Raw genomic sequence first — 19,863 nt, forward strand, 5'->3', positions numbered from 1 at the left:
GGTCAGCCGCGCGGCGCCAACGCGACGATGCGCTCCGCCCGCCGCAGGACGGGGGCGTCCACCATGATGCCGCCGAACTGGAAGACGCCCCGTTGCGTGCGTGCCGTGTCGAGGACGCGGCGCGCCCAGTCGACCTGCTCGTCGGTCGGCGCGTAGGCCGCGCGGATCACCGCCACCTGCGTCGGGTGGATGGCGACCTTGGCGTCGAAGCCGACCGCGACCGCGTCGTCGCTCTCGGCGCGCAGCCCGTCGAGGTCCCTGATGTCGAGGTACACCGAGTCCAACGCCAACCGCCCGTAGGCCTTGGCGGCGAGCAGACTCTGCGAACGGACGTGCTGCGCGACGTCACGGTAGCTGCCGTCCGGCCACCGGTTGGCCGTCCCGCCGGTCACGGCGAAGAGGTCTTCGGCGCCCCACATGACGGCGCAGGCGTTGTCGACGCGGGCAGTCTCGGTGACGGCCAGCGCACCCAGCGGGGTTTCGACGAGCACGACGATGTCGCGGGGCGCCAGCGAGGCGACCTGCTCGGCGGTCTCGGTCTTGGCCAGCATGACGGTGGTGTAGCCGGTCGACGCGAGCGCCTCGAGATCTCTTGCGTGGTCCGGTGTGCCGACCGGGTTGACCCGTACGACGGTGCGTGCCGGGTCCAGCGGGGTGTCGATCAGGGCCTGCCGGGCGACCGCGCGATCCTTCGCGGCCACGCCGTCCTCGAGATCCAGGATCACGACATCGGCTGCGGCCGCCGCTTTTTCGAAGCGCTCGGGTCGGTCCGCCGGGCAGAACAGCCACCCGGGACCGTTGGCCCCCCGCATCACGACTCTCCGCCGGGATGCTTGCGCACCATGGTCTTTCGCGATGCCGTCGCGACGATGTCGCCGTGCTGGTTGCGGCCGACGTGGCTGAAGGTCACGATGCCCTCACCCGGGCGGCTCTTGGACTCCCGCTTGTCGGTGACCTCGGTCTCGGCGTACAGCGTGTCCCCATGGAAGAGCGGTTTGGGGAAGCCGACCTCGCCGAAACCCAGGTTGCCGACGATCGTGCCCTGCGTCAGTTGCGCCACCGACAGGCCCACCAGCGTCGACAGCGTGAACATCGAGTTCACCAGCCGCTGATGGAACGGCGGCAGCGCATCGGAGAACGCGGCGTCGAGGTGCAGCGCCTGGGTGTTCATCGTCAGGGTCGTGAACAGCACGTTGTCGGCCTCGGTGATCGTCCGGCCCGGCCGGTGCTGGTAGAGGACCCCGGTGTCGAACTCCTCGAACCACAGGCCGCGCTGCACCACGACCTTCCGGTCGGTCACAGGCCGAGCTCCCGGGCGATCAGCATCAGCTGCACTTCCGTTGTGCCCTCGCCGATTTCGAGGATCTTGCTGTCCCGGTAGTGCCGTGCGACCGGGTACTCGTTCATGAAGCCGTAGCCACCGAAGATCTGGGTGGCGTCGCGGGCGTTGTCCATCGCGGCCTCGCTGGCGACCAGCTTGGCGACCGCGGCCGCCTTCTTGAACGGCTTGCCGGACAACATCAGTGCGGCTGCGTCGTAGTACGCCGCTCGCGCCGTGTGCGCGCGTGCCTCCATCCGGGCGATCTTGAACGCGATGGCCTGGTTGGTGCCGATCGCCCGCCCGAACGCGTGGCGCTCCCTGGAGTACTTCACGCTCTCGTCCACGCAGCCCTGCGCAGCGCCCACCGACAGCGCGGCGATCGCGATGCGGCCCTCGTCGAGGATGCGCAGAAAGTTCGCGTAGCCGCGGCCGCGCTCACCGAGCAGGTTCTCCTGCGGCACCCGCACGTCGTCGAAGCTCAGCGGATGGGTGTCCGAGGCGTTCCAGCCGACCTTGTTGTAGGCGGGCTCGGCGGTGAAACCCGCTGTCGGAACCGGTACCAGGATCGAGGAGATCTCCTTCTTGCCGTCGTGTTCGCCGGTGACGGCCGTGACCGTGACGAGCTTGGTGATGTCGGTGCCGGAGTTCGTGATGAACTGCTTGCTGCCGTTGATGACCCAGCTCGACCCATCCAGTTTCGCGGTCGTCTTGGTGGCACCGGCGTCGCTTCCGCCGCCGGCCTCGGTCAGGCCGAACGCACCAAGCGCCTTGCCGGAGGCCAGCAGCGGCAGCCACTCCTGCTTCTGCTCGTCGGTGCCGAACCGGTACACCGGCATCGCACCCAGCGACACACCGGCCTCCAGCGTGATCGCGACGCTCTGGTCGACCTTGCCGAGTTCCTCCAGCGCCAGGCAGAGCGCGAAGTAGTCGCCGCCCATGCCGCCGTACTCCTCCGGGAACGGCAGCCCGAACAGGCCCATGTCGGCCATGCCCGCCACCACCTCGTAGGGGAACGAGTGCTCCTCGTCGTGTTTGGCCGCCACGGGTGCGACCACGCCCTGCGCGAAATCGCGGACCGTCTTGGCCAGCTGCTCGTAGTGGTCGGGCAGCGTGCCGGTGGAGAGGAAATCGGTCATTGCTGTGGCTCCTTGGTTGCCGTGATCCGGGCCAGCACCTGGCCCACCTTGACCTGTTCGCCTGCGGCGACGAGAAGTTCGGCCACCCCGTCGACGGGTGCAGCGAGCGCATGCTCCATTTTCATCGCTTCGACGGTGACGACGACGGTGCCGGCCGTGACCGTCGCGCCGTCGGTGACACCGACCGCGACGACCGCTCCCGGCATCGGGCTGGTCAGTTCGGCGTCACCGCTGTGTTCGTCGTCGGGACGTACCGGCGCCTCACGCACCTCGTCGAGCACCGTGACGCGACCCGCCGCGGCCAGCCAGATCTGCCCGTCGGTCTCGGCGACGAGGTATCGGGTGCGCAGCCCGTCGATGGCCACATCGAGCCGGTCGCCCGCCAACGATGCTGTGAGCGTTCGGGTTTCGCCGTGCTCGACCGTCGCTGTCGCGGCCTGCGGAGTGCCCGTCACCCACACGTGATCGGTACGCTCCCCCGCCCGCAGACGGATCGGTATCGGCGCGCGGCCGGCGATGCGCCACCCCGACGGCACCTCCCAGGGGCTGCCCGGCTGCGCCGGCCAGTTGGTCAGCCATCGGTAGGCCGCGGCGGCGATCAGGTCGTCCTCGCGCGCCGGCGCCGGCGTGAAGTCCGGGGTGCGGCGGTCCAGCAGGCCGGTGTCGAGCCGCCCGGCTGCGACGTTGGCGTCGGCCAGCAGGAACCGCAGGAATTCGACGTTGGTGGTCACACCGAGGACGACGGTGTCGGCCAGTGCGGTGTCGAGCGCCCGCAGCGCGGCCGGCCGGTCCGCGGCATGGGCGATGACCTTCGCGAGCATCGGGTCGTAGTCGCTGCCGACGACCGTGCCCCGGGCCAGTCCGGAGTCCACCCGCACCCCTGGGCCGTGCGGTTCGCGCAGTGCGAGCACGGGGCCACCGGTGGGCAGGAAGCCGCGAGCGGGATCCTCGGCGTAGACACGCGCCTCCACGGCGTGCCCGACCATCCGGATGTCCTCCTGGCCGAGGGGCAGCTTCTCCCCCGCGGCGATCCGCACCTGCAGTTCGACCAGATCGCAGCCGGTGACCATTTCGGTGACCGGATGCTCCACCTGCAGACGGGTGTTCATCTCCATGAAGAAGAACTCGTCGGGGCGGTCGGCGGAGACGATGAACTCGACGGTGCCGGCGCCGGTGTAGTCCACGCTGCGCGCGGTGTCGCAGGCGGCGGCACCGATGCGGGCCCGGGTCGCGGCATCGAGCAGCGGTGAGGGCGCCTCCTCGATGACCTTCTGGTGGCGGCGCTGCAGGCTGCACTCCCGCTCCCCCAGATGCACGACGGCGCCGTGGGTGTCGGCGAGCACCTGAACCTCGATGTGTCGCGGATTGAGCACGAAACGCTCCAGGAACAGCGTGTCGTCGCCGAACGCCGAGGCCGCCTCGCGGCGCGCGCTGGTGAGCGCGGCCGGCAGGTCGGCGGCGTCGTGCACCACGCGCATGCCCTTGCCGCCGCCGCCGGCCGACGGCTTCACCAGCACCGGGAAACCGACATCGGGCGCTCCGGCGATCAGGTCGTCGTCGGTCAGTCCCGGCCGCGAGATACCGGGAACGACGGGCACTCCGAAGGCCGACACCGCGGCCTTGGCGGAGATCTTGTCGCCCATCGTCTGGATGGCGCCCACCGGCGGACCGATGAAGGTGATCCCCGCCGCGTTCAACGCCTCGGCGAATCGTGCGTTCTCCGAAAGGAATCCGTAACCGGGGTGGACCGCCTGCGCGCCGGTGCGTTCGATCGCGGCCAGCAGCGCGTCGATCGACAGGTAGCTGTCCCGCGCAGGAGCCGGTCCGAGTCGCACCGCGACGTCCGCCTCGGCGACATGGCGGGCACCGGCGTCGGCGTCGCTGTACACCGCGACCGAACGAATCCCCATCGCGCGCAGCGTGCGGATGACGCGGACCGCGATCTCTCCGCGGTTGGCGACCAGAACTGAGTCAAACATCCCGTCGCTCCGCTCGCCCCGAACGTCGAAAGCTCATCATCACATCCTGAAGACGCCGTAGGAGACCGGGTCGAGCGGTGCCTGACCGGCCACCGAAAGTGCCAGTCCCACAACGGTCCTGGTGTCGGCCGGATCGATGACACCGTCGTCCCACAACCGCGCGGTGGAATAGTAGGGGTTGCCCTGACTCTCGTACTGGGCACGGATCGGTGCCTTGAACGCCTCTTCCTCCTCGGCGGTCATGTCGCCGCGGACCGTGGCCAGCACCGAGGCGGCCTGCTCGCCGCCCATCACCGAGATCCGGGCGTTGGGCCACATCCACAGGAACCGTGGTGAATACGCGCGCCCGCACATCGAGTAGTTGCCCGCTCCGTAGGAACCGCCGATCACCACGGTGAGCTTGGGGACACGCGCGCAGGCCACCGCGGTCACCATCTTGGCGCCGTGTTTGGCGATGCCGCCGGCCTCGTAGTCACGGCCCACCATGAAGCCGGAGATGTTCTGCAGGAACAACAGTGGGGTGACCCGCTTGTCGCACAGCTCGATGAAGTGCGCACCCTTGACCGCGGACTCGCCGAAGAGCACGCCATTGTTGGCGACGATGCCGACGGGATGGCCGTGGATCCGCGCGAACCCCGTCACCAAGGTTGTGCCGTAGTCGGCCTTGAACTCGGCGAACTCGCCGCCGTCGACGATACGACTGATCACCTCGTGCACGTCGTACGGCACCCGCGGATCGACCGGCACGACGTCGTACAGCTCGGTCTGATCGGCGACCGGGTCGACCACGGGCGCCACGTCCCACGGGGTGTCGGCCTTCGGCGCCAGCGTGCCGACGATGCGGCGCACGATGCGCAGCGCGTCCCGGTCGTCGTGGGCGAGATGATCGGTGACGCCGGAGATCTTGGAGTGCAGATCCCCTCCGCCGAGTTCCTCGGCGGTGACGACCTCCCCGGTGGCCGCCTTCACCAGCGGCGGCCCGCCCAGGAAGATGGTGCCCTGGTTGCGAACGATGACAGCCTCATCGCTCATCGCCGGGACGTACGCACCACCGGCGGTGCACGAGCCCAGGACCGCCGCGATCTGCGCAATTCCGTTGGCGCTCATGGTCGCCTGGTTGTAGAAGATGCGGCCGAAGTGCTCGCGGTCGGGAAAGACCTCGTCCTGACGGGGCAGGAACGCACCGCCGGAGTCGACGAGGTACACGCACGGCAGCCGGTTCTGCGACGCGATCTCCTGGGCGCGCAGATGCTTCTTGACGGTCACCGGGTAGTAGGTGCCGCCCTTCACCGTGGCGTCGTTGGCGACGATCATGCACTCGCGCCCGGACACCCGGCCGATTCCGGCGATCATGCCCGCGCCGGGACATTCGTCGTCGTACATGCCGTCGGCGGCCAGTGCCGCGATCTCCAGGAACGGGCTGCCGGGGTCGAGGAGCCCGTCGACGCGGTCGCGCGGCAGCAGTTTGCCTCTGCCGACGTGGCGTTCTCGTGCTCGTGGCGGACCACCGAGTGCCGCCTCGGCGAGCTTGGCGCGCAACTGGTCGACCAACGCGACGTGGTCGTCGCGATGTGAGGTGCGCGCTGGCATCGTCGGATCCGCCTCGAGTTAATGAAGACTAACCGGTGGTATGTTAATCATGATTAACTCGCGTTGTCCACCATCGGCACGGAGGGTGCGCCATGACCGCCACGGACGCCGCGTCCCGCCGCAGCAGGGCCAAGTCCGATCGCCGGAGTCAGTTGCTCGCCGCCGCCGAGCGTCTGATCGCCCAGCACGGATATCTGGCCGTCCGGCTGGAGGACATCGGCGCGGCGGCGGGAGTCAGCGGTCCGGCGATCTACCGGCACTTCCCGAACAAGGAGGCGCTCCTCGCCGAACTGTTGGTGGGGATCAGCACCCGCCTGCTGCAGGGTGCCAACGACGTGGTGGACACCACCGAGGACGCCGGCGCCGCGCTCGAGGCGCTGATCGACTTCCATCTGGATTTCGCACTCGAGGAGTCCGATCTCATCCGCATTCAGGACCGCGATCTCGGCAATCTGCCACCGGCGGCCAAACGGCAGGTGCGGCGCGCCCAGCGACAGTACGTCGAGGTCTGGGTCGACGTGCTCAGACGGTGCCGCGCCGACCTCTCCGAGACGTCGGCGCGCGTGATGGCCCATGCCACCTTCGGCCTACTCAACTCGACGTCGCACAGCGTGAAGCCCGGCAGCACGAAAGCGGCCGAGGCCAACTCGCGGACCGTCCTGAGAACGATGACGGTCGCTGCGCTGACCTCGGCCGAACGTTGACGCCGAAGCGCTAGTACCAAGCTTTCCTGCCGCCGACCGGACGGCCGACCGAACCGAGTATCCAGAACACCGCGCCGATGACGAGCAGGACGACACCGATATAGGTCAGGATCGCCATACCGAACACCAGACCCAGGATCAGCAGGATCGCACCGAGAACGATCATGGCAACTCCATTCCTCGAATCATCCAGTCAGTGGATTACTGACTGGGTTGTGGGACCTGTGGGACTTTGCAATCCGTGACTTTCGGATTGACCCCCGCGTAGTTCAGCGGGCCCGCCACGACGGTCAGCGCGATGCTCCCGGCGGTGGCGCAGTTCGCGTCGCCGCCCGTGAAGTAGTCGCGTTGGTATGCGGCGAACACACCGATCAACAACCAGACGAGCACAATGACGCCGAGAATTCCCCGCATGCCGTGCCTCCTCCGTAATCGCGCCGACGTGACGCGCAGCAGGGTTTACCCGGGAGATAATTTCGATAAACCTGAAACCTGATCTTGTCAGCTGCCGAACGCCGCACCGAGCCAGGAGGTCATGGCTTTCAGCAGCACAGCACGGTTTTCGCGCTTGTCGATCTCGTGTCCGTCGTCGTCGAAGAGCAGCAACTCCGCCTGCTTACCCTGCTCGACGAGCGCGTCGTACATTTGCTGCGATTCGGTCGGCGGCACATTGGTGTCGTTGAGACCGTGCACCAGCAGCAGCGGGGCCGTGATCGCTGTGGCGCGCGGCAACGGCGACAGCTCCTCGAGGAGATCGCGGTCGCTGACCGGGTGCCCGTACTTCGGGTACGCCGCCGCGGCGATCCACTGCTCGGTGGTGCGGTACCAGGTGTTGAGATCGCTCATCCCGCAGATGCTGATGCCGGCGGCGAACTCGTCGGGGTGGAACGCCAGCGCCGCCTGCGTCAGGTAGCCCCCGTAGGACCAGCCGCAGCAGGCGACACATCCTTGCGGCGCATGGCCGTTGTCGACGAGGAAGCGGACCGCATCGGCGACGTCGTCGATCGCGGCGAAGCGGCGCTCCCGGTCGTCGGCGTGCATGAACGAGCGTCCGAAACCGCCCGAGCCGCGCACATTGGGCAGGAACACACAGATGCCCGCCTCCAACAGGCCGGGGAAGAACTCGTTGTATCCCGGCCTGCCCTGCCCTTCCGGTCCGCCGTGCAGGAAGAGCATGGCGCCGACGGTGGGCACCCCCTCCGGCGGCTGGAACAGCCAGCCGGTGAAGGACAGTCCGTCGCGAGCCACGACGGTCTCCAACGTCGGATCGGCCGAGAGAGGGCCCCTGCTCGGTTCGCGGTCGACGGGTTCCCACTCGCGGCTGCGGGGGTCGACCAGTTCGACGGTCGGCGGTTTGGCCGGCCCCTCCACCGTCATTGCCACCATCGACCCGCCGGCACTGATCGACAGCTCACTGGCGACCATGCCGGGCAACGGGATCGGCTCGAGCAGTGTGTTGTCCGCGTATTCGAGGATCTGTAACTCGCTGGCGCCGTGCAGGTTCCACAGGATCGCCACCGTGGAGAGGTCGTCACTGACGGTGAACTCGTCGAGTTCACACCCTTCCCGCTCGGCGAGTACGTGATAGGCGACGCCGTCGGCGGTGACGGTCACTTCGAGCAGTCGGGCGTGTTCGGCACCGTTCTCGCTGCGGATCAGCGCCCGCACGTAACCCTCGGTGCTGTTGATGTCGTAATCGCGGGCCGGATGGTAGAGCTTGGTCTGTTCGCCCTCCGGGCCGTAGCGCAACCGGCGGGGCCCGTGGTCGTCGAGGATGATCCCGGTGTCGGTGGTCGAGCCGGGGTCGAAGGGCAGCAGCCCGGTCTCGGTGAGCCCGCGCAGCATGATCAGGTCGCGGTACCCGCGCGGCCCGACCCGCACCAGCGACGCCCCGCACCACGCGTCGACCAGCCTGCCGCCGGACCGGCGATCCAGCACGGTGGTCGTGCCGTCGGCGGGATCGATCAGGCACGAACTGCCCACGTTGTCCTCGCCCGTCAGGATCGCGGCGACCTGCGTGCCGTCCCAGCTGATGAGTTCCGCGGTGCCTTCCACCCCCGACGGCCAGTGATCGATGCGGCGCGCCGCGCGATCGTCGGGATCGGTTGTCACAACCCAGATCTGGCTGCGGGAGCCGCCCTCGGGCGCCACCTGGCACGCCAGCCAGTGCCCGTCGGCCGAATGCAGCACCCGGGTCACCGGGCCCTCGACGGGCAACTCGACGTCACGCGAGGAGGTGGCCCGCCACCCGCGCAGGAACCGCTGCACCGCGCGCGGATATCCGCCGTCGTCGACCAGGTGGGCGAACGCGGTGGCGTCGGGCGACATCGACGCCCCGTAGACCCGACGAACCTGCTGTGCCACGGTGCACGATTCTCACACGCTTCACCCGTCTGATGCGCTCCCGGCTGCCGCGGACCCCCTGACCGGCCGCACAGGTACCCTGCAGCCATGAGGTGGGTATGACGGATTCACCTGACGGACGTCGTGACGAGCCGACGCAGGCCTTCGGTGGCGGCTACCCCGGCTATCCGGGCTATTCCGACCCGGCGTACGCGAGCCAGGCACCGTACGGGCAGCCCTACCAGCCGCCGCCCCCGCGGCCGACCGAGCAGCTGCCCCCCTATCAGTCCTACGGGTACGACCACTACGCCACCGGCCAATATCCGCCGCAGTACACCAACTCCTACGGCACCGAGCCGCCCCCGCCGCCCGAGGACCCCAAGCCCCCGCGGTGGCTCTGGATCGTCGCCGGGGTGGCGGTCCTGGCGATCATCGGTCTCGTGATCGCGCTGGTGATCGTCAACAGCTCCCGGCAGCAGACCGTGATGGCACCGGCCCCGACCCTGCCCGAGCCGACCGCGACGTCGACGCGGCCCACGCCCACCACCACGTCGCGCACACCGCGGACCCCGGTGCTGCCGCTGCCCACCCTGCCCACTTCACCGACCACTGCGCCGCCCGGGCGCACCACCACCCCCGGCGCCACCGACACCGTCGTCTACGACGTCGCCGGCACCGGACGGGTCATCAACATCACCTACGTCGACACCGGCGGGCTGTTGCAGACCGAGTTCAACGTGATGCTGCCCTGGAGTCGCGAGGTGTCGCTGGCCCAGCCGGGACAGGGGTCGGCCAGCGTCAGCATCATCAACGTCGGTCGTGAGGTGACGTGTTCGATCACCGTCAACGGGGTGCGGGTGCAGGAGCGCACCGGCGCCGGACTGACGATCTGCGCCGCCGCCGGCTAGCGCGACGTCCGGGTGTCCGGAACGCGCACCGCTGCCACCGCGGCCAGTCCGAGGACCAGCACGACGAGCAGCCCCACCAGCCCGGCCCGGTCGCTGTCGAAGACGTCGATGAACACCGAGAACAGCCAGGGCGCAAGGAAGGTCGCCGCGCGCCCGGCGGTCGCGTAGAGACCGAAGGTGACGCCCTCCTTGCCGTGCGCGGTCATCCGCATCATCAGGGTGCGGGCCGAGGACATCGTCGGCCCGATGAACAGGCACAGCAGCAGCCCGAGGATCCAGAACGCCACGGCGCCCGAGGACGCCATCAGCGTCACGCCCACCGCGATCATCGCCACCAGCGAGGTGACGATGACCTTCTTGGCGCCGACCCGGTCGTCGGCGTGGCCGCCGAGGACAGAACCGGCCGCCGCGACCACGCACGCGGCGATCCCGAACAGCAGCACGTCGGCCGCGGAGATGCCGTAGACCTGCACGCCCAGCACCGCGCCGAACGTGAAGATCCCGGTGAGGCCGTCGCGGAAGACCGCGCTGGCCCCGAGGTAGTAGATGACGTTGCGGTCGCGGCGCCACTCCTCGCGGATCTCACGCCAGATGCGTCGGTACGCGCCGAGGATCCCGATCGGCGCCTCACCGCCGGGGGTGCCGGCGGGACCCGAGATCAGCAGCGGCAGCGCGAACAACGCGAACCACGCGGCCACCAGGAGCATGGCCGCCCGCACGTTCTGCCCGTCGGCGGCGGGCAGGTTCAGCAGGCCGCGGGTGTCCCCGGTCCCGGAGACGAAGCCGACATACACCACGATCAGAGCCAGCACGCTGCCGACATAGCCTGCGCCCAAACCCATTCCGGAGACCCGGCCCGAGGTCTGCGGGGTCGACAGATCGCGCAGCATCGCGTTGTAGGGCACCGTCGCGAGCTCGCTGCAGGCCGCCGTGCCGGCGAGCAGGATCAGGCCCGGGATCAGATAGCGGTGGTCGTCGCGGATCAGGCTCATCGACGCCGTGAACAGCACCATGGCACCGGTGAGCACGGCCAGCGCGCGGCGCCGCCGGCCCGGGGCGTCCACCCAGACCCCGGTGACGGGGGCGAACAGCGCGACCACCAGCCCGGCCACGGCGAGCGCCCGACCGAGGTAGCTCGTCGGGTTGGCGTCACCGGGCAGGTCGTCGCCGACGGCGCCGGTCAGGTAGACGGAGAACACGAAGGTGACGGCGGTCGCGTTGACCGCGGTGGCACCGAAGTCCCACAGCGCCCAGGCTGCCACTAGAGACCTCCTCGGGCCGGCGACGGAGGGCCGGACCGGAGGCGACTCGCTCATGGACGCCCACGATATAGTCCGGCGCATGCCCGTACCCGGTCCCAGCGCGGACGCCCGCGCCGTCGTCACCGGCGCGTCCCAGAACATCGGTGAGGCGCTCGCCGTCGAACTCGCCGCCCGTGGCCACCACCTGATCATCACCGCGCGACGCGAAGAGGTGCTCAACGCACTCGCCGAGCGGCTGCGCGCCACCTACGGCGTCACGGTGGAGGTCCGCGCCGTCGACCTCGCCGATCCGGACGCCCGGGCAGGTTTCTGCGACGAACTCGCCGGCCGCGAGATCTCGATCCTGTGCGCGAACGCCGGGACCGCGACGTTCGGACCCGTGGTGGCGCTCGATCCGGCCGAAGAGAAGAAGCAGGTCCAGCTGAACGTCCTCGGTGTGCACGACCTGGTGCTGGCGGTGCTGCCGGGCATGGTGGCCCGTCGCGCCGGCGGCATCCTGATCTCCGGGTCGGCGGCGGGCAACTCCCCGATCCCCAACAACGCCACCTATGCGGCCACCAAGGCCTTCGCGAACACGTTCAGTGAATCGCTGCGCGGCGAGGTGAAGTCGGCGGGCGTGCACGTCACGGTGCTGGCGCCCGGCCCGGTGCGCACCGAGCTGCCGAACCCCGACGAGCAGTCGCTGGTGGAGCGTCTGATCCCCGACTTCCTGTGGATCGACACGGAGTACACCGCGAAGGTGTCGCTGGACGGGCTGGAGCGCAACAAGATGCGCGTGGTCCCGGGCGTCACGTCCAAGGCGATGTCGGCGGCCAGCGGCTACGCCCCGCGCGCGATCGTCGCCCCGATCGTCGGCGCGGTCTACAAGAAGCTCGGCGGCGAATAGCCTTCTCTCCCCCCGAAACTGCATTCCACGCGCCAAAACCCACGAAAAGCCCTCGTGGAATACAGTTTCGGCGGCTAGCGGCGGCGCCTGCGGCGACCGGTGCCGAAGATACTGCGGGTGATCTCGCGTCCGATCACCGTGCCCGCCGACCGCATCGCGCTCTTGAACGCCGGACTGTCCATCACCGTGTCGAGGAACCCGGGTTCACGCGGCTGCGCCGGCGTGGGCATCGGCGGGAGGTCCAGCGGTGGCGGCAGGTCGATGGGCGACGGAACCTGTTGGGCAGGAGGCTGTTCGGCGACCGGCGGAGGGGGCGCCATCCTGGCCGCCAGGCGCTCGTAAGCCGACTCGCGGTCGATGGTCTGGCCGTACTCGGCCTGCAGCGGGCTCGCCGAGGCGGCCGCGGCGATGGCGTCGGCGCCGATGGTGTCCATCAGCGACCGCGGCGCGCGCATCCGCGTCCACGCCACCGGAGTCGGCACCCCGCGCTCGGACAGCACCGTCACGATCGCCTCGCCGATGCCCAGCGACGTGAGCGCGGACTCGAGGTCGTAGATGTCGGTCTTCGGATAGGTGCGCACCGTTCTGGTCAGCGCCTTCTGGTCGTCCGGGGTGAAGGCGCGCAACGCGTGCTGGATGCGGGCGCCGAGCTGGCTGAGCACGTCCTTCGGGATGTCGGTCGGCTGCTGGGTGCAGAAGAAGACTCCGACGCCCTTGGACCGGATCAGCTTGACGGTCTGCTCGACCTGGGCCAGGAACGCCTTGGAGGCGTCGGTGAACAGCAGATGGGCTTCGTCGAAGAAGAACACCAGCTTGGGTTTGTCGACGTCGCCGACCTCGGGCAGCGTGGTGAACAGGTCGGCGAGCACCCACATCAAGAAGGTGGAGAACATCACCGGCCTGGCCGCCTGAGCGCCCAGCTCGAGCAGCGAGATGACGCCGCGTCCCGAGGCGTCGACGCGCAGGAGGTCGGAGGGCTCGAGTTCGGGTTCACCGAAGAACGTGTCGGCGCCCTCGGCTTCGAGGTTGACCAGCGCCCGCAGGATCACCCCGGCCGTCGTCGGGGACACCGCACCGAGGGCCTTGAGTTGGGGCTTGCCCTCGTCGCTGGTCAGGTACTGGATGACCGACCGCAGATCCTTGATGTCGAGCAGCGGAAGCCCCTGCTGATCGGCCCAGTGGAAGATCAGCCCGAGCGTCGACTCCTGGGTTTGGTTGAGCCCCAAGACTTTTGCGAGCAGGATCGGTCCGAAGCTGGTGACGGTGGCACGGACCGGCACTCCCTGACCCGACGTGCCCAGCGACAGGAACTCGACCGGGAACGACGTCGGCGTCCACGCATCACCGGTGTCGGCGGCGCGCTGGGTGACCTTCCCGTCGGCGACGCCGGGCCGCGACAGCCCCGACAGGTCACCCTTGACGTCGGCCATGAGCACCGGGACCCCGGCCGCGGACAGCTGCTCGGCGAGCACCTGCAGCGACTTGGTCTTGCCGGTGCCGGTCGCCCCCGCCACCAGCCCGTGCCGGTTCACCGTCGCGAGGGGGATGCGGATGCTGGCGCCGGGATCGCAGACGCCGTCGACGACGACCGCGCCGAGCTCGAGCGCCGCACCGTCCGCGCTGTAGCCGGCCGCGATCTGCTGAGCCGGACTGCCTGTCGACTCCATGGTCATGGGGGCACCCTACTTCGGCCGGACCGCGTTCCGGCGGGTGTCCGCGACCCGATCCCACCTCGGGAATTACTGTTGAGCGCTGTGCGTGACGAACTGGTGTGGATCGACTGTGAGATGACCGGCCTGGACCTGAAGTCCGACCGGCTCATCGAGATCGCCGTCCTGGTGACCGACTCAGAGCTCAACGTCCTCGGCGACGGGATCGACGTGGTGATCCACGCCGAGGAGGACGCGCTGACCTCGATGGTCGACGTCGTCACGCAGATGCACACCAAGTCCGGGCTGATCGACGAGGTGCGAGAGTCGACGATCGACCTGGCCACCGCGGAGACGATGGCGCTGGACTACATCCGCGACCACGTCAAACAGGCCAAGACCGCTCCCCTGGCCGGCAACTCGATCGCCACCGACCGCGGCTTCCTCGCCCGCGACATGCCCAAGCTCGACGACTACCTGCACTACCGGATGATCGACGTCAGCTCGATCAAGGAACTGTGCCGCCGGTGGTATCCCCGCATCTACTTCGGCCAGCCGGAGAAGGGTCTGGCCCACCGCGCGCTCGCCGACATCCACGAGTCGATCCGCGAGCTGCGCTACTACCGGCAGACGGCGTTCGTGGCCCCGCCCGGGCCGTCGACCAGCGACATCGCGGCGATCGCGGCCGGGTTGGGCCCGACGGCGAGCGCGGATTCGGTAACTGATTCGGTCGACAAGGGGTCCACCGGCTAGTATCGACGACGCCGCGTCAGCGGCAATGGTGGCTGTAGTTCAGTTGGTAGAGCACCAGGTTGTGATCCTGGCTGTCGCGGGTTCGAGTCCCGTCAGCCACCCAGCAGGTCAGGGGCCCATTCGGGCCCCTGACCTTTTTCTTGCCCACGACCGGGTGCCCGGTCAGGACGCGAATGACCACGCCGACGTCGCGATCAGATCCCCACGCTCGAGTGCCGCAGCGCGGTGCTGGTGCACCTGCACATAGCCGGGATCGGTCACCATCTCGACGAACGCCGCCGGCGTCGGGTACTCGACGATCAGCAGCGCATCCCACCACGGTCGTGCGCCGTCGCCGATGACGAAGGCGGGTGCGTGGCTCGCGACGCGGATCACCGCGCCCACCCGGTCGAGGTGTGGTGCCACCTCGCGGCCGTACTGCAGGTAGCGGTCGATGCCGCCCTCTCGTTCGAACTTGAGCAGGTTGACCATCACCACCGGACGGTCAGCCGGCATCGCCGCCAGCGTGGCGAATTGCTCAGGGGTGGTGTTGAGCGCGGTACTCATATCTGTCTCCTTGCGTGAGGTGATGCGTGGGGTTCTCCGTGAACCCGCTCCCGGAGGAACGGGACGATGTGGTCGGCGACCTGGTCGGGTTCCTCGAGCCAGGCCCAGTGACCGACACCGGGCAGGATCTCGATCCCGATCCGCGGGAACGCGCGGCGCTGCCGCTGCGCCTGCGCGACCGGGATGTAGACGTCGGCGGCGCCGAACACGACCAGGGCGTCCAGGTCCGCTCTTCGCAGGGGTGCCACCAACGCGTCCATGTCCCGTCGAGATGTGGAGCGGTAGAGGCGCAGCACGGCGCGCTTGGTCCCGTCCGACATCATGTGACCGGCGATCTGGTCGACCCAGTCGTCGGACAACCGCGGGTTGTCGTGACGTAGGACGAAGCGCGCGACTGCGCGGGTGCTGACCAGTTGGGCGAACTCGCCGAGCAGAGGAGTGCGCCATATCTTGGCAAGACGGTGCCAGCGGTAATCGAGTAGCACGCCCGTGTTGATCAGCGTCACGCTCGCCACCCGGTCGGCATGAGCAGCCGCCCACGTCAGCGCAAAGGGTCCGCCGAAGTCGTGGGCCACCAGATGGACCCGGCGGATACCGAGCTCATCGATGACCCCGCCCAGGTGGGCGGCATAGCCGGCGAGGGTGTAATCCAGGTCGGGTCGCTTGTCGGCGCCGCCGAAGCCCGGCATGTCGGGCGCCACGACCGGCGCGAACTCGGCCACCCGCGTCATCAGCGGGATCCAGTCGCTCCCTGCGCCGGGGTTGCCATGGACGAAAACGACCGCCTCTCCGTGGATTTCCTGGCCACCGACGAGCACGGGCGCACGCACCCCGTCGATGAGCAGCAGCCTGCTGTCGAGGGTCGTCACCGCAACGGCCCCTGGACCTCGGAGTCCACCCGCTGCCGGTAGGCCTCACGCGCACTCAGGTCGCCCTGCGTCATCACCGCGTCGGCCTTGAGCAGAACTTTGATGCGGTCGGCGATGCCGGGCGGGGTCCCGGCGACGAGCCGAGCGATCACACCCAGCTCTCGGGGCACGAACACCTCTTCGCGCCCGGTGCGCAACGCATCCACGATCGCGTCGCCCACCGCGTCGGGCTCGACGATCCTTGTGCCACGCGGCTTTTCGAACCCGCTGATCATGTCCGTGCGGACCAGGCCGGGCATCACGATCGTCGTGCGCACGCCGGTACGCCGTGTCTCCGCGCGGATGGCCCTGGTGAAGCCCACCACCGCGTGCTTGCTCGCCGCATACGTCGCACCGCCCGCGGTGGCTATCTGGCCGGCCGAGGACGCCACGTTCACCACGTGCCCGTGGCCGCGAGGCAGGAACCGGCGCAGCGCCAGCCTCGTCCCGGTGAGGACACCGGCGACGTTGATGTCGATCACCCGCGCGGTGTCGTCCGGGTTCTCGTGGACGAACGGCCCGATGGGCGCGATGCCGGCATTGTTGACCAGTGCATCCAGTTGGCCGACAACGCCTTCGGCCTCGGCGAGGAACGCCTCGAAGGCCTCGGGGTCCCTGACGTCGAGCGGCAGACCGACGGCCCGATCGCCGAGTTCTGCCGCCACCCCTGCGCACGCCACACCGTCGACGTCGCCGATGACGACTGACATGCCGGCCCGGAGGCAGGCCTCCGCGGTGGCGCGCCCGATGCCGCGGGCGCCGCCCGTGATGGCGACACGATGGACAGTCATGAAGATGTCTCCTTTCGGCAGTCGGCGGATCAGACGGCGTCCGCGACGAAACCGGTGGCACCGCCGCCGATGTAGTTCAGCCGGCCCAGCCCGCGCTGCTCGGCCAGCGCGTCGACGAGGTGGCGGATCATCGTGGCGTCGAGGATCGAATGGAACTGGCCGTCCTCGGTGAAGTTGATGTTGGCGCCCTCGACACGGATGAACAGCACGGTGTCTTCGGTGTTGGTCTCCGGGCAGACGAACGTGTGCACCGACCCGGCCGGCTCGTACATGTAGGAACCGGCGGTCTGCGGCTGCTCGGGGTACTCGAGGTAGTGCCAGCTGCCCGACATGGTGTACACCTCGGCGACGCCGGTGTGATAGTGCAGCGGCACCTGCGCACCGGGGCTGAACGAGGCCAGGACGACCCAGCAGCCGGCCTCGAGATCGAGCCGCAACGGCTTGACGTGCACGCCCTCGCTGAGGGAGTCCGTGATCAACGGAATGCTGCTCTCGTTGATCGACAAAAGTTCGGTCTGGGGCAGGGCGACGAGCGGGAGCACGGCACCTGAGCTGGTGGTGGCCGCTGTGGGTTCGGCGATGAGCGTCATCGAATGTCCTTGTCTGACGGAAACTCTCACGGTCCTTCCGCGGAGCCGGCGGCGTCTTCTCACCACCGACTCCCACGGTGCCGTACCGACGGGGGCCGAGTCTTGACAGTTCAGGACACCTTTTTGACTCCAGAGGACACGGCAGGCCCGATGTCGCCACACTCGAATCGAGCCGCCGGGCGACAGTCGAGCGGATACTCTGTCGCGACATGTCGGTGGTCCGCGGGACGGCGCTCTCGAGCTATCCGAGCCTGGTCACCGACCTCGGCGGCGATCCACTGCGCCTGCTGACCGACGCCGGCGTACGCCCGGCCGACGTCGGCAAGTACGACGTCTTCATTCCGTTCAGCGCCGTTCTGCAGGCGGTGGAGTCCGCTGCGTCCGCCACGGCGACTGTGGACTTCGGCCGGCGCCTGGCCGAGCGCCAGGGCATCGAGATACTCGGACCGGTCGGAGTTGCTGCGCGCACGGCGCCCACCGTCGCGGTCGCCCTGGCCATCTTCGGCAATTTCATGGCCGCCTACAGCCCGGCGCTGGCGATCCGGGTGATGCCCGGAAACGATCCGTCGCGGTCTTTCATCGCGATCGAGTTCTTGTCCGCGCAGGCGGTGCAGTGCCCGCAGAGCGTCGAATTGGCGCTCGGCGTCTCGCTGAAGGTCCTGCGGTTCTTTCTCGGATCGGACTGGTCACCACTGTCGGTGCACCTTCCTCACACCCTCGTGGCGCCTCGGGCGGATTATCTCGGGTATTTCGGCTGCAGACCGTATCCCGGCGAGCGCACCGCAGGTTTCACCGTCCGCAGCGCTGATCTCGCCCGGCAATTGCACCGCGACGATGTGGCCCACCGCGCCATCGTCGAGTACCTCGACGGCATCACCGCGCGCGACAGCGGGCTTGCGCAATCGATCCGCACGATCGTCCGCCAGCTTCTGCCCACTGGTGCCGCGTCACTGGACGTCATCGCCGCGCAGTTCCGGCTGCACCCGAAGACACTGCAGCGCAGGCTCGCCGACGAAGGCGTCACCTTCGCGGGACTGGTCGACGAGGTACGCAGGGAATCAGCCGAGCACTATCTGCGCGCGACGGACATGAGCCTGTCGCATCTCACCCACGAGTTGGGTTACGCCGAACAGAGCGTCCTGACCCGCTCGTGCCGACGCTGGTTCGGCTGCGGACCGTCCGCGTACCGCCGGCAGGAGCACTTACCTCCCCGCAGTCCGGTCCGCGCCTAGATGTTCGCGTTGCCCGCTTTCCACTGGTCCCACGAGATGTTCCAGTCACCGAGGCCGTCGGTGCCCGGCAGCGTCGACCCCACGGTGTTGACGATCTCCACGATGTCGCCGCGTTTGGCGTTGTCGTAGAACCACTTGCCGTTGCTGGTACTCACGTTGATGCAGCCGTGGCTGACATTGCTGTAGCCCTGACTGCCCACAGACCACGGCGCGGCGTGCACGTAGATGCCGCTGTAGGAGATCTGGGTGGCCCAGTCGACCTCGGTCCGATAGCCGTTGGGCGACTCTGCCGGCACACCGTAGGTGGAGGAGTCCATCACCATGTGCGACCGGCGGTCACCGACGATGTAGGTGCCGTTGTTGGTGGGCGTGCTGTTCTTGCCCATCGACACCGGCATCGACTTGATCACCTCACCGTTGCGCCTCACCGTCAACGTCTTGGTGTTGTCGTCGACCGTCGTTATCACCTGATCGCCGATGGTGAAGTTCGTCGAGACGTTCTCCTGGCCGAACAGTCCGTCCCCGAGGTCGACCCCGTAGGTGTTGACCGCCACCTCGACCTTGGTACCCGGCTTCCAGTATTCGGCTGGGCGCCAACGCACTTCGCGATTGCTCAGCCAGTAGAACGCGCCCTCGACCGAGGGGGTGGTCTTCACCTTGATCGCCCGCTGCGCGGCGAGGCGGTTGGTGATGTTCTCGTCGAAGCGGACCGCCACCGGCTGCCCCACACCGACGACCTCACCCTCGGCGGGCAGCACGTAGGGCATCGTCAGGTTCTCCGGCGAGTGCGTCTCGAAGGACATCTGGCGACTGGCGACACCGCCGAGACCGAGCGACTCCGCGGTCAGGGTGTAGCGCTTGTTGTAGCCGAGCGGTTCAGCGGTCTCCCAGGTCAGGCCGTCCTTCGACAGCCGGCCCTGCACGGATTCGCCGTCCTCGTTGACCATCGACACCGCGCCGAGCACGCCGAATTCGGCGCTCACCGTCACCGGGGAGTCGACACTGACGCCGACCGCGCCATCCTTGACAGAGGACGTCAGCTTGGGAATCAGCAGGTCACCGAACGGCGTGCCTTTTTCGCTGATCACCTGTGGTGTGGCCGCTTCATTGCCCCCGCCGCACGCGGTCAGGCCCAGCGCGAGCGCAGGGACCAGCGCGACGGCCGCCAGCATGGCCACCCTGCGCCGTGCACGGATCGCCGTGTTGACCTGCCTCATACTTCGCTCCACCTCGTCTACAGGATGTTCCCAGGATTGTTGCAGCCG

At 68.6% G+C, this 19,863-nt stretch carries 20 protein-coding genes and 1 tRNA gene; 6 read left to right on the plus strand and 15 right to left on the minus strand.

From position 1 onward, the window contains the following. Window positions 1–2: 2 nt before the first annotated feature. The 5 genes from MCHUDSM44219_RS17435 to MCHUDSM44219_RS17455 are packed head-to-tail and all read right to left on the minus strand — an operon-like array spanning window position 3 to window position 6,026. Window positions 3–812 carry an HpcH/HpaI aldolase/citrate lyase family protein gene (locus MCHUDSM44219_RS17435; RefSeq protein WP_048419553.1) on the minus strand — a complete coding sequence of 270 codons (810 nt, stop codon included), beginning with the start codon at window positions 810–812 and terminating at the stop codon, window positions 3–5. After that, window positions 812–1,300, minus strand: coding sequence for a MaoC family dehydratase (locus tag MCHUDSM44219_RS17440; RefSeq protein WP_048419517.1), 489 nt, complete (start codon window positions 1,298–1,300; stop codon window positions 812–814). The genes MCHUDSM44219_RS17435 and MCHUDSM44219_RS17440 overlap by 1 nt, the downstream gene beginning before the upstream one ends. Continuing rightward, a complete protein-coding gene (locus MCHUDSM44219_RS17445) occupies window positions 1,297–2,457 on the minus strand; it encodes an acyl-CoA dehydrogenase family protein (protein ID WP_048419518.1) in 1,161 nt (386 codons plus the stop codon). The genes MCHUDSM44219_RS17440 and MCHUDSM44219_RS17445 overlap by 4 nt, the downstream gene beginning before the upstream one ends. Then, window positions 2,454–4,436, minus strand: coding sequence for an acetyl/propionyl/methylcrotonyl-CoA carboxylase subunit alpha (locus MCHUDSM44219_RS17450; protein WP_048419519.1), 1,983 nt, complete (start codon window positions 4,434–4,436; stop codon window positions 2,454–2,456). The genes MCHUDSM44219_RS17445 and MCHUDSM44219_RS17450 overlap by 4 nt, the downstream gene beginning before the upstream one ends. Before the next feature lie 39 nt (window positions 4,437–4,475). Then, entirely contained in the window at window positions 4,476–6,026 is a 1,551-nt protein-coding gene (locus MCHUDSM44219_RS17455) for a carboxyl transferase domain-containing protein (protein WP_048419520.1), read from the minus strand. Between the two features lie 92 nt (window positions 6,027–6,118). On the opposite strand from MCHUDSM44219_RS17455, the gene MCHUDSM44219_RS17460 reads away from it, so the two are divergent. Then, window positions 6,119–6,730 carry an SACE_7040 family transcriptional regulator gene (locus tag MCHUDSM44219_RS17460; RefSeq protein ID WP_048419521.1) on the plus strand — a complete coding sequence of 204 codons (612 nt, stop codon included), beginning with the start codon at window positions 6,119–6,121 and terminating at the stop codon, window positions 6,728–6,730. A 10-nt stretch (window positions 6,731–6,740) separates the two neighbouring features. Here the strand turns inward: MCHUDSM44219_RS17460 and MCHUDSM44219_RS30355 are convergent, their stop codons facing one another. From MCHUDSM44219_RS30355 to MCHUDSM44219_RS17470, 3 genes are all read right to left on the minus strand, one after another. Continuing rightward, window positions 6,741–6,896: a DUF6131 family protein gene (locus MCHUDSM44219_RS30355; RefSeq protein ID WP_109777828.1), complete on the minus strand. Its 156-nt coding sequence runs from the start codon at window positions 6,894–6,896 to the stop codon at window positions 6,741–6,743. A 35-nt stretch (window positions 6,897–6,931) separates the two neighbouring features. Further along, a complete protein-coding gene (locus MCHUDSM44219_RS17465) occupies window positions 6,932–7,144 on the minus strand; it encodes a hypothetical protein (protein ID WP_048419522.1) in 213 nt (70 codons plus the stop codon). An 87-nt stretch (window positions 7,145–7,231) separates the two neighbouring features. After that, entirely contained in the window at window positions 7,232–9,058 is a 1,827-nt protein-coding gene (locus MCHUDSM44219_RS17470) for an alpha/beta hydrolase family protein (protein WP_048419523.1), read from the minus strand. Between the two features lie 134 nt (window positions 9,059–9,192). Here MCHUDSM44219_RS17470 and MCHUDSM44219_RS17475 point away from each other — a divergent pair, with 134 nt between their 5' ends. Continuing rightward, a complete protein-coding gene (locus MCHUDSM44219_RS17475; RefSeq protein ID WP_048419524.1) occupies window positions 9,193–9,981 on the plus strand; it encodes an MmpS family transport accessory protein in 789 nt (262 codons plus the stop codon). On the opposite strand, the gene MCHUDSM44219_RS17480 is transcribed toward MCHUDSM44219_RS17475, so the two are convergent. After that, window positions 9,978–11,297 (minus strand): MFS transporter, encoded by a 1,320-nt coding sequence (locus MCHUDSM44219_RS17480; RefSeq protein WP_048419525.1) that lies wholly within the window; start codon window positions 11,295–11,297, stop codon window positions 9,978–9,980. The genes MCHUDSM44219_RS17475 and MCHUDSM44219_RS17480 overlap by 4 nt on opposite strands. Before the next feature lie 25 nt (window positions 11,298–11,322). Between MCHUDSM44219_RS17480 and cmrA the strand changes: the two genes are divergently transcribed. Next, window positions 11,323–12,129, plus strand: a complete 807-nt coding sequence (gene cmrA / locus MCHUDSM44219_RS17485) for a mycolate reductase (RefSeq protein ID WP_048419526.1) — start codon at window positions 11,323–11,325, stop codon at window positions 12,127–12,129. 74 nt (window positions 12,130–12,203) lie between these two features. On the opposite strand, the gene MCHUDSM44219_RS17490 is transcribed toward cmrA, so the two are convergent. Continuing rightward, the gene (locus MCHUDSM44219_RS17490) at window positions 12,204–13,802 is read right to left on the minus strand and encodes a helicase HerA-like domain-containing protein (RefSeq protein WP_048419527.1); all 1,599 of its coding nucleotides are present in this window, start codon (window positions 13,800–13,802) and stop codon (window positions 12,204–12,206) included. A gap of 81 nt (window positions 13,803–13,883) precedes the next feature. Between MCHUDSM44219_RS17490 and orn the strand changes: the two genes are divergently transcribed. Then, window positions 13,884–14,531, plus strand: coding sequence for an oligoribonuclease (gene orn / locus MCHUDSM44219_RS17495; protein WP_048419528.1), 648 nt, complete (start codon window positions 13,884–13,886; stop codon window positions 14,529–14,531). A 28-nt stretch (window positions 14,532–14,559) separates the two neighbouring features. Next, a tRNA-His gene (locus MCHUDSM44219_RS17500) sits at window positions 14,560–14,632 on the plus strand. A gap of 61 nt (window positions 14,633–14,693) precedes the next feature. On the opposite strand, the gene MCHUDSM44219_RS17505 is transcribed toward MCHUDSM44219_RS17500, so the two are convergent. From MCHUDSM44219_RS17505 to MCHUDSM44219_RS17520, 4 genes are read right to left on the minus strand one after another with little or no spacing between them, the layout of a single operon-like run. Next, a complete protein-coding gene (locus MCHUDSM44219_RS17505) occupies window positions 14,694–15,077 on the minus strand; it encodes a DUF1330 domain-containing protein (protein ID WP_048419529.1) in 384 nt (127 codons plus the stop codon). Continuing rightward, window positions 15,074–15,946, minus strand: coding sequence for an alpha/beta fold hydrolase (locus MCHUDSM44219_RS17510; protein WP_048419530.1), 873 nt, complete (start codon window positions 15,944–15,946; stop codon window positions 15,074–15,076). The genes MCHUDSM44219_RS17505 and MCHUDSM44219_RS17510 overlap by 4 nt, the downstream gene beginning before the upstream one ends. Continuing rightward, window positions 15,943–16,776 (minus strand): SDR family NAD(P)-dependent oxidoreductase, encoded by an 834-nt coding sequence (locus tag MCHUDSM44219_RS17515; RefSeq protein WP_048419531.1) that lies wholly within the window; start codon window positions 16,774–16,776, stop codon window positions 15,943–15,945. Before MCHUDSM44219_RS17515 ends, MCHUDSM44219_RS17510 begins: the two co-directional genes overlap by 4 nt. Before the next feature lie 29 nt (window positions 16,777–16,805). Then, window positions 16,806–17,366 carry a 2,4'-dihydroxyacetophenone dioxygenase family protein gene (locus MCHUDSM44219_RS17520; RefSeq protein WP_048419532.1) on the minus strand — a complete coding sequence of 187 codons (561 nt, stop codon included), beginning with the start codon at window positions 17,364–17,366 and terminating at the stop codon, window positions 16,806–16,808. A gap of 209 nt (window positions 17,367–17,575) precedes the next feature. Between MCHUDSM44219_RS17520 and MCHUDSM44219_RS17525 the strand changes: the two genes are divergently transcribed. Next, window positions 17,576–18,598, plus strand: coding sequence for an AraC family transcriptional regulator (locus MCHUDSM44219_RS17525; protein ID WP_048419533.1), 1,023 nt, complete (start codon window positions 17,576–17,578; stop codon window positions 18,596–18,598). On the opposite strand, the gene MCHUDSM44219_RS17530 is transcribed toward MCHUDSM44219_RS17525, so the two are convergent. Further along, window positions 18,595–19,815: a L,D-transpeptidase gene (locus MCHUDSM44219_RS17530; protein ID WP_048419534.1), complete on the minus strand. Its 1,221-nt coding sequence runs from the start codon at window positions 19,813–19,815 to the stop codon at window positions 18,595–18,597. The two genes, MCHUDSM44219_RS17525 and MCHUDSM44219_RS17530, sit on opposite strands and share 4 nt — an antisense overlap. Window positions 19,816–19,863 lie beyond the last annotated feature (48 nt).

Source organism: Mycolicibacterium chubuense (genome assembly GCF_001044255.1).
GTDB classification, from domain to species: domain Bacteria; phylum Actinomycetota; class Actinomycetes; order Mycobacteriales; family Mycobacteriaceae; genus Mycobacterium; species Mycobacterium chubuense.